We start from the raw sequence: 16,023 nt of genomic DNA, 5'->3' as shown, positions 1-16,023 counted from the left end.
AACGGAAGGGTCCCGTTTCACATGCGTCGTACCATCATGGCCGTCACCATCGCCGCCCTCGGCGCCGGAGTACTGTCCGGCTGCTTCGGCGACGATTCGTCCGGCTCGAACTCGGCCTACTGTCAGGCGGTCGAGGATCTGGGCGGCATCACCGCCACCCCGAACAGCTCCGGCGATCTGGTGACCAAGTCCAGGAAGGTCGCCGACGTGGCGCCCTCGGACATCAAGGCCGATTGGGAGGCGTTCGCCGACGCCCAGGAGCAGGTCTCCAAGACCACCTCCGATCTGGACCTGACCAACCCGGAGCAGTCGTTGCAGGACATGCAGGCCAACGCGACCGCCGCGCAGGAGGCCGCCGAGAAGCTCGGCGAGGTCGCGCCGCGTCTCAGCAAGCACGTGGAAGACAACTGCGGCAAATGAGCCGCTGACGTCGCGCAGGGGGAACGCACCGGAGCCCGCGCCGGACCGGGAGGTCGGGCGCGGGCTTCCGCGTATCCGGAATGGGAAGGTTCACAGTCGGCGCGCGACGCGCCGTGCGGCGGCCCGCGCGCGGTCTACGCTGCAACGCATGGCGGTCGGTGAGGTGAAATCGCGCGCGCCCGCGCCGTGGGGTTCCCGGCTGCTGGGGACCGAGCGCGAGTCGACGGGGGTGCGGCGCATCCGCATCCAGCTGTTGCTGACCTTGTCGCTGGTGCTGGCCAACCTGACCGGGATGGTGGTGTCCATCGCGCTCGCCGGGTTCGTCCTGCCCGGCCCGACGGTGTTCACGCGGGACCTGTTGCTGCTCAACGTGATCGCCGCGCCGGTGTATTCGGGGCTGGCGCTGCTGATCGGCACCTACTGGGGCACCTCGCGCAGCCTGCGTTCCCTGCGCTGGGCGATCGACCCCGACCACGTGCCCACCGAGGCCGAACAGGCCGCGGCCGGGGCGGTGCCGCGCAAACTGGTGATCCACCAGGGCCTGCTGTGGCTGGGCGGGCTGCTAGTCCTCACCACGCTGTACGGGCTGGTCGAGCCGGAGCTGATCCCCAAGATCATGTTCGCCCTCGGGTTCAGCGCCGTGGTGGTGTGCGCCAACAGCTACCTGGTGATCGAATTCGCGCTGCGCCCGGTCACCGCGCGGGTCCTCGAGGCCGCCCCGGCGCGCAAGCGGCGCGGTATCGGCGTGTTCGGGCGGTCGCTGCTGGTGTGGTTGCTCGGTTCCGGCGTGCCGGTGGCCGGGATGATGGTGATCGCGGTGCTGGCGCTGGTCTTCGATCACGTGACCGCCGAACGGCTCGCGGTGTGCGTGCTCGCGCTCGGCGGGGCGACGCTGGTGTTCGGGCTGCTGCTCATGGCGCAGACGCTCAGCGCCACCGTCGCGCCCATCAACGGCGTGCGCCAGGCCATGCGGCAGGTGGAGCGCGGCGATCTGGACGTCTCGCTCGCGATGTACGACGGCACCGAATTGGGCGAGCTGCAAAGCGGTTTCAACCACATGGTGGCGGGTCTGCGGGAACGCGAACAGATCCGCGACCTGTTCGGCAGGCACGTCGGGCAGGACGTCGCCGACGCCGCGCTGGCCGCCGAACCCGCGCTCGGCGGGGTGGAGACCGACGCGGCGGCCCTGTTCGTGGACATCATCGGCTCCACCACCCTCACCGCGACCCGTCCGGCCACCGAGACCGTGGCGCTGCTCAACCGCTTCTTCGGCGTGGTGGTCGACGAGGTGCAGCGGCGCGGCGGCCTGCTCAACAAATTCGAGGGCGACGCCGCGCTCGCCGTCTTCGGCACCCCCACTCCCCTGCCCGACGCGGCGGGCGCGGCGCTGGCGTGCGGGCGCGCCATCCAGGCGCGCCTCGGTGAGATCCCGGAACTCAGAGCGGGCATCGGCGTGGCGGCTGGGCGCGTGGTGGCGGGCAATGTCGGGGCCGACCAGCGCTACGAGTTCACGGTCATCGGTGACGCCGTCAACGAGGCGGCGCGCCTGTGCGAACTGTCGAAGTCCGACCCGGGGTTGTTGCTGGCGTCGGGGGCGACGGTGGACGCCGCTGCGGCACGGGAGGCGGCGCAGTGGGAGCGGGGGGAAGAAGTGACGTTGAGAGGGAGGCCGACGGCGACGGTGGTGGCGCGGCCGGCACGCGGTAATCGTTCCTGAGGTCGGGGCGGGGCTGAAAGGGCCCGCACCATGAGTAGTGCGGACCCCTTCTCCGTTGTGCTCCTACGCCTGCGGGGTGCGCAGGCGGAAGGCGATAACCGCGGCGAGCAGCAGGACCGAGGCCGTGCCGAGGGCGGCCAGGTGGATGCCGGAGACGAAGGCCTCGTGCACCGAGAGCAGGAAGCCGTCGGCCACCGATTCCGGCAGGTCGCGGGCGAATTGGGTGGCGGCGCCGAGGGATTCGCCCGCCGCGCCCGCGTCGGCGCTCGGCAGCTGCGAGACGTCCAGTCCGGCGCGGAAGATCGCCATCACGACGCTGCCCAGCAGGGCGACGCCGAGGGCGATGCCGGTCTCGTAGGCGGTCTCGGAGACCGCCGCGGCGGCGCCGGCGCGCTCCACGGGCGCGGAGCTCACCACCATGTCCGACGACACCGTCAACGCCACACCCACACCCGCGCCGATCGCGAGGAAGCCCAGCACGAACGGCCAGGTGCTGGTCGCGACGTCGGGCGTGAGCCACAGGAACAGCAGCGCTCCGGCCGCGGCCGTCGCCAGCGCGCCGCCGAGCACGGCGCCCGGACGCAGGTGGTTCACCAGCCACGCCGCCGCCAGCGACGCGATCACACTCGCCACCAGACCCGGTAGCAGCAGCACACCCGCCTGCATCGGCGAGCGGTCCAGCACCAATTGCAGGTACTGCGAGCCGAAGAACAGCACACCGGCCAGCGCGAACACCGCCAGCAGGTTGGTGAGCACCGCCGTGCGGAATCGCGGCAGCGCGAACAGCCGCAGATCCAGCATCGGGTTCGCCAGCACGCGCTGCCTGCGCACGAACAGCACACCGGCCAGCACACCCAGCGCCGCGACGACGCCCAGACCCGCGCTCGGGCCGTGGGCCGCGGTCTCCTTGATCGCGTAGACCACCGGCACCAGCGCCAGCATCGACAGCGCCGCGCTGGGCAGGTCGAAGCGGCCCGGGTTGGGATCGCGCGACTCCGGGATCAGCAGCGGCCCCAGCGCGACGAGCACCAGCATGACCGGCAGATTCACCAGGAACACCGAGCCCCACCAGAAGTGCTCGAGCATCCAGCCGCCGAGCAGCGGACCGGCCGCCGCGCCGCCGCCCGCCATGGCGCTCCACACCGCGATGGCGACGGTGCGCTGGCGCGGGTCGAGGAACATGGCGCGGATCAGGCCGAGCGTGGCGGGCATGAGGGTCGCGCCGGCGACGCCCTGGAGGACGCGGGCGGCGATCAGCATGGTGGGCGAGACGGCCCACGCCGCGAACGCCGACGCGATACCGAAGCCGATCGCGCCGATCAGCAGCAGCCTGCGGCGCCCGATGCGGTCGCCGAGGTTGCCCATCACCACGAGCAGGCCGGCGAGCACGAACGAGTACACGTCGATGATCCACAGCAGCTGCGGGGTGGTGGGCGCCAGATCGGCGCTGATGGCGGGGACCGCGAGGTCGAGCACGGTGGCGTCGACGGCGAGCAGCAGCAGCGCCAGGGCGAGTACGGACAGGCCGGCCCATTCGCGCGCGGTGGCGCGCGGCGGGGCGGTCGCATCGGGGGCGGTGGTGACCGCGGAGGTGTGGGCGTTCATCGACTTTCTCGACTTCCGTCGTCTCGGTTGTTTACCGTCCAGCCGGTACAGTAGCAGACTGGACCGTCCAGCCGGTATAGTTCGCGGCCGTGACGCCGAACACCAGGGACCGCCTCCTGGACGCACTGGAGACGCTGCTGCTCGAGAAGGGCATGGCGCACGTGACCCTGGAGAACGTCGCGGCCGCCGCCGGCGTCTCCAAGGGCGGGCTGCTCTACCACTTCAAGAGCAAGGACGCGCTGCTCACCGGCCTGGTGCGCCGCCTCGCCGACCGCGTGAACCACCAGCTCGCCGAGGCGCGCGCCCACGGCACCTCGGCCGCCGAGTGGTACCTGCAAGCCCCCAACCCGGCCAACGCCACCGAGGCCGTCGAACTCGAGCTCTACCGCTCGATGCTCGCCACCATGCGCACCGTCGACGCCGGCGCCGAGACCGACGACGTGCAGCGTGCGCTCGAGGACCTGATGGGCACGTGGTCGGAGGGCCTGGACGACGAGATCGACGACCCGGTGCGCGCCGACCTGATCCGCCTGGTGGGCGACGGGGTATACCTGCGCGCCCTGCTCGGCATGCCTTCGGTCGACCCCGAGCGCTACCGCCGGGTGGTGGATCACCTGCTGGGCCGCTGAGCGGCGATCGCACTCGAGGCCGCCGGGCCGGTTAGACTCGGCCGCGTGTTGCCAGCCGCTGACCCGGCCGGTGCCGTCGGGGCGGGAAACGATCCGGTACCAGGGTCCCCTGGAACGACGGTGCCGGTCCGCCCGCTGACCTTCCGCGAACAGCTAGACCTGCCGTTCGCCCTGATCCAGGCCGATATCAAGGCGCTGGCCGCCGCCGCGGGCCTGGCGCTGGTCCTGGCCGAGCTGGTGGTCGTCGGGATCACCGGGCTCGGTTCACACCTCACCGACGGGTCCGATGCGGGCACCGCGTGGGCGGCGATCCTCGGCACCCTGGGCTGCGCGTGGCTGGTGCGGCTGTTCCTGCGCGGCGTCACCGTGCCGCTCGGACTGGCCACGGTGGGCGGCTCCCCCATCGGGTTGCGCACGGCGTTCGAACGCATGACCGCGAGGTTCACGCCGCTGCTGATCGCGCAGTTGATGTTCACGCTGACCGGTCTGGCCGTACTGGTCGGCGGCGGATTCCTGATCGTCACGCTGCCGTTCGCGCTGGTCGGGCTCGGCTACCTGCGCGCCAAGAGGTTCCTGGTGGTGCCGGTGATCTTCGCCGAGCGCGCCGACTACGGCGCGGCGGTGCAGCGCACGAAAGTGCTGGTGTTCGAGGCGGAATGGTCGCTGACGGGGCTGTGGTTGTGCCAGCGGATGCTGTACACGCTGCTCACCGTGCCGCTGCTCGCGCTGCCCTGGTTCGTCTCCGATTTCTCCGGCACCCGCCGCTGGGCCGTGATCGCGCTCCTCACCGGCGCCGCGCTGCTGATCGCGGCGTTCGCCGAGATCGTCGACTCGAGCTCACGCGTGGTCTCCTACGTCGACCGGCGCTGCCGCCGTGAGGGTTTGGACATCCGCGTCCCGGAGGCCCGCCGATGACCGGGCCCACCCGCGACGACGGGACACCAGGCGACGGGCAGCCCGCGCGGCCGAACCCGGCTGTCCCGCCGCATGATCCGGCTGCCCCGCCGCAAGTCGGCGCGCAACCTCCGCACGGCCCCGGAGCTCCCCTCCACTACCCCCCGACCCCGCCGGAGACTCGGCCGCAAGACCAGCCCGTCCACGGCGAACCCCCCGTCCCCGGCGTCCCCCGGCTCGGCCCGGCCGACGAACACCGCTCGGCCGCCGAACAGGCCGCCCAGCACCGGGATTACGACCGCGCCCTGCGCGAACGGTTCCGCGCCGTGCTGCGCGGGATGGAACAGCACGGCGTGCTCGACGTGCGGCGCTCCCGGACGGCCGACGAAACCGTCGACGACGCCTCGGCCGCCGACCTCCCGCTCGAGGTCGCGAGCGAACTCCAGCCCGCCGCACGCAGCTTCGACGAGGTCGTCTACGGCGGGCGGCGCGCCACCGAGGACGAGTACCGCCGCCTCGAATACGCCGACCGCTTCTCCGCCGGCGCGCCGCCGCCCGCACCCGAGCCGGTGGAGCGCGAGGCGGTGGAGGTCGCGCCGCGCACCCGCCGCGGCCTGCCGGAACTGCCCGAGCTGCTGCGCGATCCGCGATTCTGGGCGGCGGTGGCGGGCGCGGCGGTGGTCCTGCTGCTGCTCTACGGCGTGCTGCAAGCGTGCGGCGGGCCGATCGCGCCGAAGCCGCCCGAGCCGCAACTGCCGCCCACGGAAAGTCCCGACACCGGGGACCGCGACGTCGACCTCCCGGATTTCGGCCCCGGCTCGGGCTCGATCTTCGAACGGCTCCCCGGCACCGTGGCCTTCGGCGGGCTCCAGCTGCTGATCCTGCTGGGCCTGCTGATCTGGTGGCGGGCCCGGCGGCGTGGCGCCCTGGTGCGCGAACCGCGCCCGGTGGAGGTGGCCGCCAACGAACTGCTCGCCGGGCAGGCGGCGCTGTACCGCCGCTCCCGCGACCACGCCTACGTCGCGGGCAAACTGCGCGCGGCGACCGTGCGCAGGCTGCGCCCCACGCTGGGCTTCGGCGCGGAAGCCGGCCGGGAACGATTGGTCGCCGCGCTCACGGCGCGCGGCATTCCGGGTGAGGTCGCCGACCACGCGCTCTACGGCGACGTCCCCGACGCGGCGGCGCTGCGGCACGTGGCCGCCCAACTCGAATACATCGAACAGGAGGTCGGATGACCACGGACATCGGCAAACCCCCCACCGCGGCGGAGGCCGGTGCGGCGTTCGGCGCGCTGCGCGAGGAGATCGGCAAGGCGGTGGTCGGCAACGACAACGCCGTGCTCTACCTGGTGCTCGCCCTGCTGTGCCGCGGGCACGTGCTGCTCGAGGGTGTGCCGGGCGTGGCGAAGACGCTGCTGGTGCGCTCGCTGGCCACCGCGCTGGATCTGGAACACGCCCGCGTGCAGTTCACCCCCGACCTCATGCCCGGCGACGTGACCGGCTCGCAGATCTACGATCCGCATTCGGCCGAGTTCACCTTCCGGCACGGCCCGGTGTTCACCAACCTGCTGCTGGCCGACGAGATCAACCGCACGCCGCCGAAAACCCAGTCGGCGCTGCTGGAGTCGATGGAGGAGCGGCAGGTGTCGGTGGACGGCAAGCCCCGGCCGCTGCCCGACCCGTTCGTGGTGATCGCCACCCAGAACCCCATCGAGCAGGAGGGCACCTACCCGCTGCCGGAGGCACAGCTGGACCGGTTCCTGTTCAAGGTCGACGTGCGGCTGCCCGACCGCGACGACGAGTTCCGCATCCTGCAACGGCACGCGTCCGGATTCGATCCGCGCGACCTCACCGCCGCCGGGCTGCGCCGCGTCGCCGGGCCCGCCCACATCGCGGCCGGGCGCGCCGCCGTCGCGAGCGTCACGGTGAGCCCCGAGGTGCTCGCCTACTGCGTGGACCTGTGCCGCGGCACCCGCACCGCGCCCGCCGTGCAGCACGGCGCCTCGACGCGCGGCGCGATCGCGCTGATGGCGGCGGCGCGGGCCTTCGCGTGGCTGAACGGGCGCGCGTTCGTCACGCCCGACGACGTGAAGTTCGTGGCGGTGGCGGTGCTGCGGCACCGGTTGCAGCTGCGGCCGGAGGCGGAGCTGGACGGGGTGACCACCGAGAGCGTGATGTCGGCGCTGCTGCACACGGTTCCGGTTCCGGTGTAGCCGTGGTCGTCACGGGTCGTCTGGTCGCCCTCGCGGCCGTGCTGGCGGTGTTCGTCGCGGTGGTGCTGCCGTCCTGGTACGGGGTGGCGCTCGCGACGGGCGTGTTGCTCACGGCGGTGCTGGTGGACGTGGCGGCGGTGGGCCGGGTCGCCGGACTCACGTTGTCGCGCAAGGAGCTCACCGTGGTGCGCCAAGGCCGCACCGTCGCGGTGGAATTGACGGTGGTGAACACCGGCGAGCGCCACGTACGCGGACAGCTCTGGGACGACTGGCCCGACAGCATGCGCACCGAGAACCGCACCCACACCCTCGATCTCGCGCCGAACACCAAGGTGCGCCTGCACACCACGGTCACGCCCCGGTTCCGCGGCGACCGCGTGGCGGGCCCGGTGACGCTGCGGTTGCTCGGCCCGCTCGGCATGGCGGGCAGGCAGTCCCGGCGCACGGTGCCCGCGCGGGTGCGGGCGCTTCCGCCCTTCCGCAGCGAACGGCTGATGCGCTCGAAAGTCAAACGGCTGCAACACCTCGAGGGCCGCGCCGTGGCCAACACCCGCGGCCAGGGCAGCGAGTTCGACTCGTTCCGCGAGTACGTGGCCGGCGACGACGTGCGCGCCATCGACTGGCGCGCCACCGCCCGCGCCACCGACGTGCTGGTGCGCACCTGGCGCCCGGAACGCAACCGGCACGTGCTGATGCTCATGGACACCGGGCGGGTCAGCGCCGGACGCGTCGGCGAGGGCACCCGCCTGGATGCCGCCATCGAGGCCGCGCTGCTGCTCGGCGGGCTGGCCTCGGCGGCGGGCGACGGCGTCGACCTGCTGGCCTTCGACCGTTCGGTGCGCACCGAGGTGCGGGGCGTGCGCGGCGCGGGCCTGCAACCCAAGCTCATGCACGCGCTCGCCGGCGTGACGCCCGCCCTCGTCGACACCGACAGCGCCGGCCTGGTGCGCGCGGCCGTGCAGCGGGCCCGCCGCCGCAGCCTGGTCGTGTGGTTCACCAGCCTGGACGGCGCGGCCGTCGAGGAGAACCTGCTGCCCGTCCTGCCGACCCTCGCGCACCGCCACCGCGTGCTCATCGTCTCGGTCATCGACCCCGAGATCGCCGCGGCCGCCACCCACCGCGCCGACCCCTACACCGCGGCCGCCGCCGAATCCGTCCTCGCCGAACGCGCCCTGGTCCAGGAATCCCTGCGCCGCAAGGGCGTCGCGGTGGTGTCGGCCCCGCCGGGACGGTTGCCGGAAGCGCTGGCGGACGAGTATCTGGAGCTGAAACAGTCGGGGTCGCTCTAAGGCGCTCAGCGAGTGCGGACCAGCCCGGGTCCCGGCGCCAGCACGCGCCGTTGGCGTTCGGAGATCACGGCGCCGAGGATTTGGACGGGTGGGTAGCCGGCGGGTGGGGGGACGCGCAGGTGGGTGCACAGGGCGCTGACCAAGGCGGGGCCGAGGGTGTCGTGGGCGGCCGGGGTGAGGGTGCGCAGGCGGGTGAGGTACTGGCGGATGGCGAGCGCGAGATCCTCCGGCACACCGGACAGGTCGAGGCGGGTGGCCCAGCCGGCCAACCACGGCGGGGCGTAGGCGAGGGCGGGCACGGGCAGCGGCTGCTGGGCGTGCACCACCACGGTGCCCGCCAGCACGTCGCCGACGCGACGGGCGTTGGGTGAGCACAGCGAGGTGACCACCGCGACGAGCCCGAACATGCCGAGCAGCCAGAAGTCCACGATCGCCCCGCCGAGGCCCCGGGTGAGGCTGTGCCGGAACTCGACCGGCCCGCCGTCGGCGCGGATCACCCGCAGCCCGAGCGCCATCTTGCCGGGCGTGCGCCCGCGCGTCGCGGTCTCCCAGGTGACCGGATAGCCGACCAGCACGGTGACCATGCACACCGTGACGGCGGCGTCCTGCCAGGCCGAGTCCAGATCGGCGCTCGCGAAGATCGCCGCGGCGAGCAGGATCAGCAGCACGGCCAGCGCGAACTGCGCCGCCAGGTCGATGAGGAACGCGGCGGCGCGGGTCGGGATGCGGGCGATCGGCAGCTCCAGAGCAACCGCTTCGCCGGTGGTGAACTCAGCCATGTCGATAGCATTCTTTCCATCGGCGGGGATGGGAGGCAACCGAATGGACGTCGACGCTTACAGTTACGCGCATCGCGGCGCCTGGGCGCGGCTGGATCAGCTGTCCCGGCGCGGCAGGCTGACCGGCGCCGAAGCCGACGAACTGGTGGTCCTGTACCGGCGCACCTCCCAGCAGTTGGCGCGCCTGCAATCGCACAGTCCCGACCCGGAACTCATCGCGGGCCTGAGCGCGATCCTCACCCGGGCGCGCGGCAAGGTGCTGGGCACCAAATCGAGCACCTGGACCGAGATCGGCCGCTTCCTCACCCACACCTTCCCCGCCGCGCTGTACCGCACGTGGCCGTGGTGGGTGGCGGTCGCGGCGGCGTTCGTGGCCACCGCCGCCGGGCTGGCCCGGTGGATCGAGGGCTCGGGCCGGGCCCGCGACCTGTTCGGCATCCCCGACGAGAACGAATGGGTCACCGCGCCGGGCGGCGCGTTCGAGACCTACTACACCGAGCATCCGAACGAGGCGTTCGCCGCGCAGGTCTGGACCAATAACGCCTGGGTGGCGGCGATGGCCCTGTTCCTGGGCGTGCTGATCCTGCCCGCCGTGTACCTGCTGTTCATGAACGCGCTCAACGTCGGCATCACGGCGGGGCTCATGGCCGAGGCCGACCGGCTGGACTCGTTCTTCGGATTCATCCTGCCGCACGGCATTCTGGAGCTCACGGCGATCTTCGTGGCGGGCGGTGCGGGCCTGAAGCTGGGCTGGACGCTCATCGATCCGGGACGACTGAGCCGCGTCGAGGCGGTCGCGCGACAGGGCCGGGCGACCGCCGCGATCGCGCTCGGACTGGTGGGCGTGCTGTTCGTCTCGGGTCTGCTGGAGGGTTTCGTGACGCCGAGCGCGCTGCCCGCGCCGGTGCGGGTGGGCATCGGCGTGGCGGCCGAGCTGGTGTTCCTGGTCTACGTGTTCGGCGTCGGGCGGCGCGCGGTGCTGGAGCAGGAAGCGCGACAGGCGCACACGCCGGGCGACGACACGGACTGGCTGGCGCTGCCGGCGACGGCACGAGCCCAGACAACGTCGGGCACACGATGAACTGAACGACTCCGGACAATCGGCAGCAACGCCAGGTCTCGGATGTGTTGCGATATCCCCCATTTGAGTTCCGCTGGCCGCAGCGAGTCGTGCTCAGCTGCGGCCAGCGTTACCGATGACTCTACACAATCGTTATGCCCGCGCAACCCTCCACGCCGGATGTCAAGCGTATAAAGCAGCCCGCTGGCAAACCCCGGTCACGACGGTCTACTTCACACTTCCAGCTAACCCGCGGCTGCCCCGTGCGTGCCGAAGGCGAACTTCCAGGCATACCCACTCACACCCCGTCGAAACGGACGAACCGGCACCGAACAATGGACTGCGGCATGGTTTGCCGGAGCGGATTCGAAACATCGGTATGTATCACTTGCGAGCTTTCTACCTGCGATTTCGTAACCAACGATTCAGGTAGCTGAACATTGCTCAAACCAAAAGAGACCTGAGGTCTGTTTATCTCGGATCAAACAAGATCAGAACCCGGTCACACCGGTTTTCGACCCACTCCGGTCGGGTACCTCCGGGAGGTTGCCGGAGGCGAAATCGCCAGTGTGCGAGCGCCCGATTCGTCCGGGTTCAGCACCGCGGCCGCTACCGGAATCGATGGTGTGATCTTCGCCTCACTCGCGTGACGGACCTGCGGAAACGCGGGTCACCGCCCCGCGACGACGTCCGGCCGAGGGGCGATCACCCCTCGGCCGGACGGTTCCCGATCGCCCCCTACGCCTCCGCGAGGCCGAAGCGCGCGTGCACCACGCGCAACGGCTTCGGCGCGAACCACGCGGCGGGCCCGAGCAGCCGCATCGCCACCGGCACCAGCACGCCGCGCACCAACGTGGCGTCGATCAGGATCGCCAGGCCTGCACCCAGCCCGAAGAACTGGATGAACCGCACGTCACTGGTGACGAAGGCCAGGAAGCTGATGGAGATCAGCGCGGCCGCCGTGGTCACCAGGCGGCCGGTGCGCGCCAGCCCCTCCACCACCGCCTGCTCGGTGGTGGCGCCCCGGTCGTGCAGCTCCTTGATCCGGCTGATCACGAAAACCTCGTAGTCCATGGACAACCCGAAGGTGATGCAGAACAGGAGCAGCAGCATCGACACGTCCAGCGGCGCGGGCGTGAACCCGAGCAGCCCCGAGAAGTGCCCGTCCTGGAACACGAACACCATCAGCCCGAGGGTCGCCGCCAGGCTCAGCACGTTCGACAGCAGCGCCCGCAGCGGCTGCACGATGCTGCCGGTGAACAGGAACAGCAACACGAAGGTGGTGAGCACGATCCAGCCCACGGCCACCGGGAGTCGCGACCCGATGGAGGCGAGGCTGTCGCGCAGCTCCGCCACCTGACCGCCGACCAGCGCCGTGGTGGGCGCGGGCACCTCGCGCACCCGGTCCACCAGGTCGCGCGCCTCGGGCGAGTTGCGGTCCAGATCCGTGAGCACGTTGAGGCGCTGCGCGTCGGGCCGCGTGAAGCGGGCGTCGGCGGGTGAGGTGGCGACGCGCGCGCCGTCGACGAAAGTGCCCGCACCGGAATCGACTTGGGTCACGTGCGGCACCTGCGACAACGCCGCCGCGTAGTCGGCGAGCGGACCGGCCTCCACCCCCGACGTGGTGACCACCGACAGCGCGTTGGTGTCGCCGCCGCCGAATTCCTCACGCATCGCGTCGCCGACCTGGCGCACCTCGGTGCTCACCGGCAGCACGCGATCGTCCGGGGTGCCGAACTGCACGTTGAGCAGCGGCGCGGCGGCCAGCAGCAGCAGCGCCACCACCGGCAGGCCCGCGACCAGTGGCCTGCGCATAGCGAACGTCGCGACCCCGGCCCAGAACGGCGCGGCGTCACCGCGGATGCCGCGCACCCCCGGCACCCGCCAGGCGTCGGACCGGGTGCCGAGCACGGCGAGCAGCGCGGGCAGCGTGAGCACGGCGGCCGAGGCCGCGATCACCACCACACCGATGCCCGCGTAGGCGAACGACCGCAGGAAGTACTGCGGGAAGATCACCAGCGAGGAGAGCGCCGCGACCACGGTGGCCGCGCTGAACACAATGGTGCGCCCCGCCGTCGACACCGCGTGCACCACCGCGTCGCCGGGTTCGGCCCCCTCGGCACGGCGTTCCCGGAAGCGGCTCACCATGAGCAGTCCGTAGTCGACGGCCAGGCCGAGCCCGAGGGCGGTGGTGAGGTTGACCGCGTAGACCGACACGTCGGTGAGCGAGCCGAGGATCGCCAGTTCGGCGAACGTCCCCAGAATCGCGACGCCGCCGACCACGAGAGTGAGCAGCGCGGCGATCACATTGCCGAACGCGAGCACCAGCAGCGCCAGGATGAGCGGCACGGCGATGCCCTCGGCGAGCGCCAGATCCTTGCCGATCTGCTCGGTGACGGCCGCGAACGTCGCGTCGTTGCCGCCTATACCGACCTGCGCGATCGGCCCATCCGTGCCGTAGGCGGCGATGATCTCCTCGGCGATCCGGTTGTCCTGGCTGGGGTCGGTGTTGGATCCGCCCGCCAGGATCACGGCCGCGGTGCCGTCCTCGGAGCGCATCGCGGGCGAGCCCGTGTCCCAGTAGGAGATCACATTGACCAGCCGGGCGTCGGCGGCCAGTTCACCCGCCAGTTCACGGCCGAACCCTGCGACCGGTTCGGCGTCGACGGTGCCCTGCTCGGCCCGGATCAGGAAGACGAAGTCGGTGTCGGAACCGTACTTCTGCGCCAATTGCGCGGTGGCGGCGCTGGATTCGGCGCCGGGGTCCTCCTGGCCACCGGACTGCATCTTGCTGAACGCCGTGACGCCGAACGCGCTGCCTGCGATGAGGGCCAGCACGCTGGCGACGAGTATCCAGCGGGCATGCCGGACCGTGAAACGGCCGAGTCGTTCGAACATCGCGAACCTCCGGACGGGCATGTTGCCATGCGTAAACTTTATGGGTGTTAACTTGCCACCGGATGTGCACAGGTGTCAACATCGAATCGATGACGAATTCGGAAGCCACTCGCACCCGGGGCGCCCGCGCAGGCTCGTATCACCACGGCGACCTGCGCAATGCCCTGGTCCGCGCGGCCGCCGAACTCGCCGAGAAGGGCGGACCGGAAGCCGTCACGGTGCGCGCGGCCGCCCGCCGGGTCGGCGTCACCCCCACCGCCGCCTACCGGCACTTCACCAATCACGAACAGTTGCTCGGCGCCGCGCAGGAGGAGGCGCAGCGCAGCCTGTTCGGGGCCATGGCCGAGACGCTGGACGAACTCGATCCCGATTCCGACGCGGTGCTGCGGCTGTTCGCCGTCGGCCGCGGCTACGTGACGTTCGCGCTGCGCGAGCCCGGCCTGTTCCGCACCGCGTTCGGCAATCGCGACCGCAAGAACTCCGAGGAGTGGAACTCCCCCGCCTTCGACCTGCTCTCCGATCTGCTGGACGAACTGGTGGAGATCGGCTTCACCGATCCGGCCGACCGGCCCGACGCCGAACTGGCGGCCTGGTCGATGGTGCACGGGATGTCGGCGCTGCTCGTCGAGCGCGCGATCGCCGACGAGGGGCCCCAAGCGCGGGAGGCCGCCATCGCGCGCGTGCTGACGGTGGTGCGGCGCGGACTCGCGACGGGGCCGAATGCCGATGCCTTCCAGTGGGATCCGCGGCCCTGATCGCGCCGCATCCACAGACCTGCGCCTACCTGTGGATGAATCCGCGAACATGGTGTGAGCGAAGGATTCTCCGCCGGTGGCGCGGATTCATCCACCGGCATCACCAGGGTGTTGGCGTTCCGGATTATCGGCTCTACCAGCGGAAATTCGCTGTTGATAAGTCGGCGTCGGCGGTAGAACTCTTGGTGCGCAAGAGGTTTCACCAGTCGGCCCGCAAGTTGTCCACAGGGTGTCGGCATCCCCTCGGCACACACGTTTTCCACAGGTGGAGCCGAGATATCCACAGGTGACACGGCTTGTGCACAGCGTGTTCAGCACCTGACTCCGCCTGTGCACAACGTGGTCAGCCGATGCGTAGCACCCCGGTGACGGTGCCCTGGAGCACCCGGCCGCCCGCCGTGCACAACGGCGACATCTGGAGCGGATCGTTGGCGAGGGTGCCGGGCAGCGGTGAGGTCGAAACCACCTGTCCCGTACCGGAATCCAGCACCGTGAACGCGTACCCGTCGAGCGGTGTCGCCGAGGCGGGCCCGATCCGGGTGAGGGTGTAGACGTAGCCGTCGGCCGCTGACAGATGCGGAACGGCCGCGCTGCGCACGGAGTTCTCCCACACCGTACGGCAGCCGCCCGCGTCGTCCACATCGACACGGGTCATGCCGCCGGTGAACGGCGCGCTCGGCGGCACGGCCGGCCCCGCGTCGTCCGGCACGGCCGGGTACGGATAGCCGTAGGTGCTCGCGACGAACACCGACCGCCCGATCCCGATCGGCGAATTCTCGCTGCCCGCACCGCCTTCGGTGAGCACGGGCCGCGAGCACAGCAGCTCGCCGGTGCCGGAGGCGTAGACGAGGACGCGCACTTGTTCGTCACCGCTGTCCACGATGGTGAGGTAGTCGGCGCCGGTGCGCGGGCCGAAGTACGTGGGGGTGGAGCCGGTGCCCCAGCTCAGCTGTCCCGGTTTGCGCGCGGTGCCGCGATCGTACGGTGCGCGCCAAAGGATTTCAGGCCTCCCGTCGGTGGCGGCCAGTTCGTAGAGGGCGTGCGTGGTGGCGACGGCGACGCGGCCGCTCGGCGCGGACGAGATGCTGTTGGCGACGGTCTCGCCGCCGGCCGGATCGGGCAGGGCGAGCGTCGCCGTGGTGCCGTCGGGCGCGACGGTGCCGACCAACCCCCGCCCGGTCGCGAACCACACCGTGCCCGACCAGTCGGGGACCAGTCCGGTGACGTTGTCCCCCTCCGGAATCGCGGCGGCCAGATCGACGCGTTCGTCCACCCGCAGTGTCCAGCGCCCGCCTTCGCGCGCGTGTGCGATGCGCACCAGGGCGCGGTCACCGTCGACGGCCACCAGCCGGTCGGCATTGTCGAGGTAGGCGTAGACGCCGCCGAGCAGGCTGCCCTTCGGCAGCGCCAGCGAGGCGAGCGGGCCACCTAGCGGTCCCGCGTCCGGATCCAGCAGGTACACCGTCGGCGTGCGTCCGGCGATGGTCGTGCACAGCGCGACGACCAGCCCGTCCGAACCCTGCAGCAGCGTCGGGCAGGCCGCCGCCAGCGGATACGCGCCCACCGGCTGCTGCCCGAGGCCCGGCCCCGGCAGCGGCGTGACATCCGAGGACCCCGCGTCACCGTGCATGGTGACGGTGCCGACCGGCCCGAGATGCGGATTCGGCGGCGCGAGCGGGCCCCAATACTCCGCCGCCCGCGCCTGCCCGGCCGGGGCGAGCGCCAGCGCGCAGGCGGCGAGCAGAACATACGGTGCGCGAATCAT

13 protein-coding genes are annotated in these 16,023 nt (G+C 71.5%); 9 read left to right on the top strand and 4 right to left on the bottom strand.

Annotated features, from left to right (window positions below; all coding sequences use genetic code 11):
- The first annotated feature begins 21 nt into the window (after positions 1-21).
- Positions 22-420: a hypothetical protein gene (locus tag DFR74_RS15035; protein ID WP_147265835.1), complete on the top strand. Its 399-nt coding sequence runs from the start codon at positions 22-24 to the stop codon at positions 418-420.
- A 148-nt stretch (positions 421-568) separates the two neighbouring features.
- Positions 569-2,137, top strand: a complete 1,569-nt coding sequence (locus DFR74_RS15030; protein ID WP_067502642.1) for an adenylate/guanylate cyclase domain-containing protein — start codon at positions 569-571, stop codon at positions 2,135-2,137.
- A gap of 63 nt (positions 2,138-2,200) precedes the next feature.
- Here the strand turns inward: DFR74_RS15030 and DFR74_RS15025 are convergent, their stop codons facing one another.
- Entirely contained in the window at positions 2,201-3,742 is a 1,542-nt protein-coding gene (locus tag DFR74_RS15025; RefSeq protein ID WP_067502645.1) for an MFS transporter, read from the bottom strand.
- Between the two features lie 89 nt (positions 3,743-3,831).
- Between DFR74_RS15025 and DFR74_RS15020 the strand changes: the two genes are divergently transcribed.
- Genes DFR74_RS15020 through DFR74_RS15000 form a run of 5 tightly spaced genes read left to right on the top strand, consistent with a single transcriptional unit; the run spans position 3,832 to position 8,766 of the window.
- The gene (locus tag DFR74_RS15020) at positions 3,832-4,371 is read left to right on the top strand and encodes a TetR/AcrR family transcriptional regulator (protein WP_067502648.1); all 540 of its coding nucleotides are present in this window, start codon (positions 3,832-3,834) and stop codon (positions 4,369-4,371) included.
- A 45-nt stretch (positions 4,372-4,416) separates the two neighbouring features.
- Complete coding sequence (locus DFR74_RS15015) at positions 4,417-5,286, top strand: hypothetical protein (protein WP_232331609.1); 870 nt, start codon at positions 4,417-4,419, stop codon at positions 5,284-5,286.
- On the top strand, positions 5,283-6,500 hold the full coding sequence (locus tag DFR74_RS15010) for a DUF4129 domain-containing protein (RefSeq protein WP_084537267.1): 1,218 nt from the start codon (positions 5,283-5,285) through the stop codon (positions 6,498-6,500). The genes DFR74_RS15015 and DFR74_RS15010 overlap by 4 nt, the downstream gene beginning before the upstream one ends.
- Positions 6,497-7,477 (top strand): AAA family ATPase, encoded by a 981-nt coding sequence (locus tag DFR74_RS15005; protein ID WP_113975113.1) that lies wholly within the window; start codon positions 6,497-6,499, stop codon positions 7,475-7,477. Before DFR74_RS15010 ends, DFR74_RS15005 begins: the two co-directional genes overlap by 4 nt.
- A gap of 2 nt (positions 7,478-7,479) precedes the next feature.
- Complete coding sequence (locus DFR74_RS15000; RefSeq protein ID WP_067502659.1) at positions 7,480-8,766, top strand: DUF58 domain-containing protein; 1,287 nt, start codon at positions 7,480-7,482, stop codon at positions 8,764-8,766.
- 5 nt (positions 8,767-8,771) lie between these two features.
- Here the strand turns inward: DFR74_RS15000 and DFR74_RS14995 are convergent, their stop codons facing one another.
- Positions 8,772-9,545, bottom strand: coding sequence for an RDD family protein (locus tag DFR74_RS14995; protein WP_067502662.1), 774 nt, complete (start codon positions 9,543-9,545; stop codon positions 8,772-8,774).
- 43 nt (positions 9,546-9,588) lie between these two features.
- Here DFR74_RS14995 and DFR74_RS14990 point away from each other — a divergent pair, with 43 nt between their 5' ends.
- Positions 9,589-10,626 (top strand): stage II sporulation protein M, encoded by a 1,038-nt coding sequence (locus tag DFR74_RS14990; protein WP_084537269.1) that lies wholly within the window; start codon positions 9,589-9,591, stop codon positions 10,624-10,626.
- A gap of 717 nt (positions 10,627-11,343) precedes the next feature.
- Here the strand turns inward: DFR74_RS14990 and DFR74_RS14985 are convergent.
- Positions 11,344-13,503, bottom strand: a complete 2,160-nt coding sequence (locus DFR74_RS14985; RefSeq protein WP_067502665.1) for an MMPL family transporter — start codon at positions 13,501-13,503, stop codon at positions 11,344-11,346.
- Positions 13,504-13,592: 89 nt separating this feature from the next.
- On the opposite strand from DFR74_RS14985, the gene DFR74_RS14980 reads away from it, so the two are divergent.
- Positions 13,593-14,258, top strand: coding sequence for a TetR/AcrR family transcriptional regulator (locus DFR74_RS14980; RefSeq protein ID WP_067502668.1), 666 nt, complete (start codon positions 13,593-13,595; stop codon positions 14,256-14,258).
- 343 nt (positions 14,259-14,601) lie between these two features.
- Here the strand turns inward: DFR74_RS14980 and DFR74_RS14975 are convergent, their stop codons facing one another.
- Positions 14,602-16,023, bottom strand: coding sequence for a hypothetical protein (locus tag DFR74_RS14975; protein ID WP_067502671.1), 1,422 nt, complete (start codon positions 16,021-16,023; stop codon positions 14,602-14,604).

This window comes from Nocardia puris (genome assembly GCF_003315035.1).
Taxonomy (GTDB): domain Bacteria; phylum Actinomycetota; class Actinomycetes; order Mycobacteriales; family Mycobacteriaceae; genus Nocardia; species Nocardia puris.
This window is presented reverse-complemented; position numbering and strand designations above follow the sequence as displayed.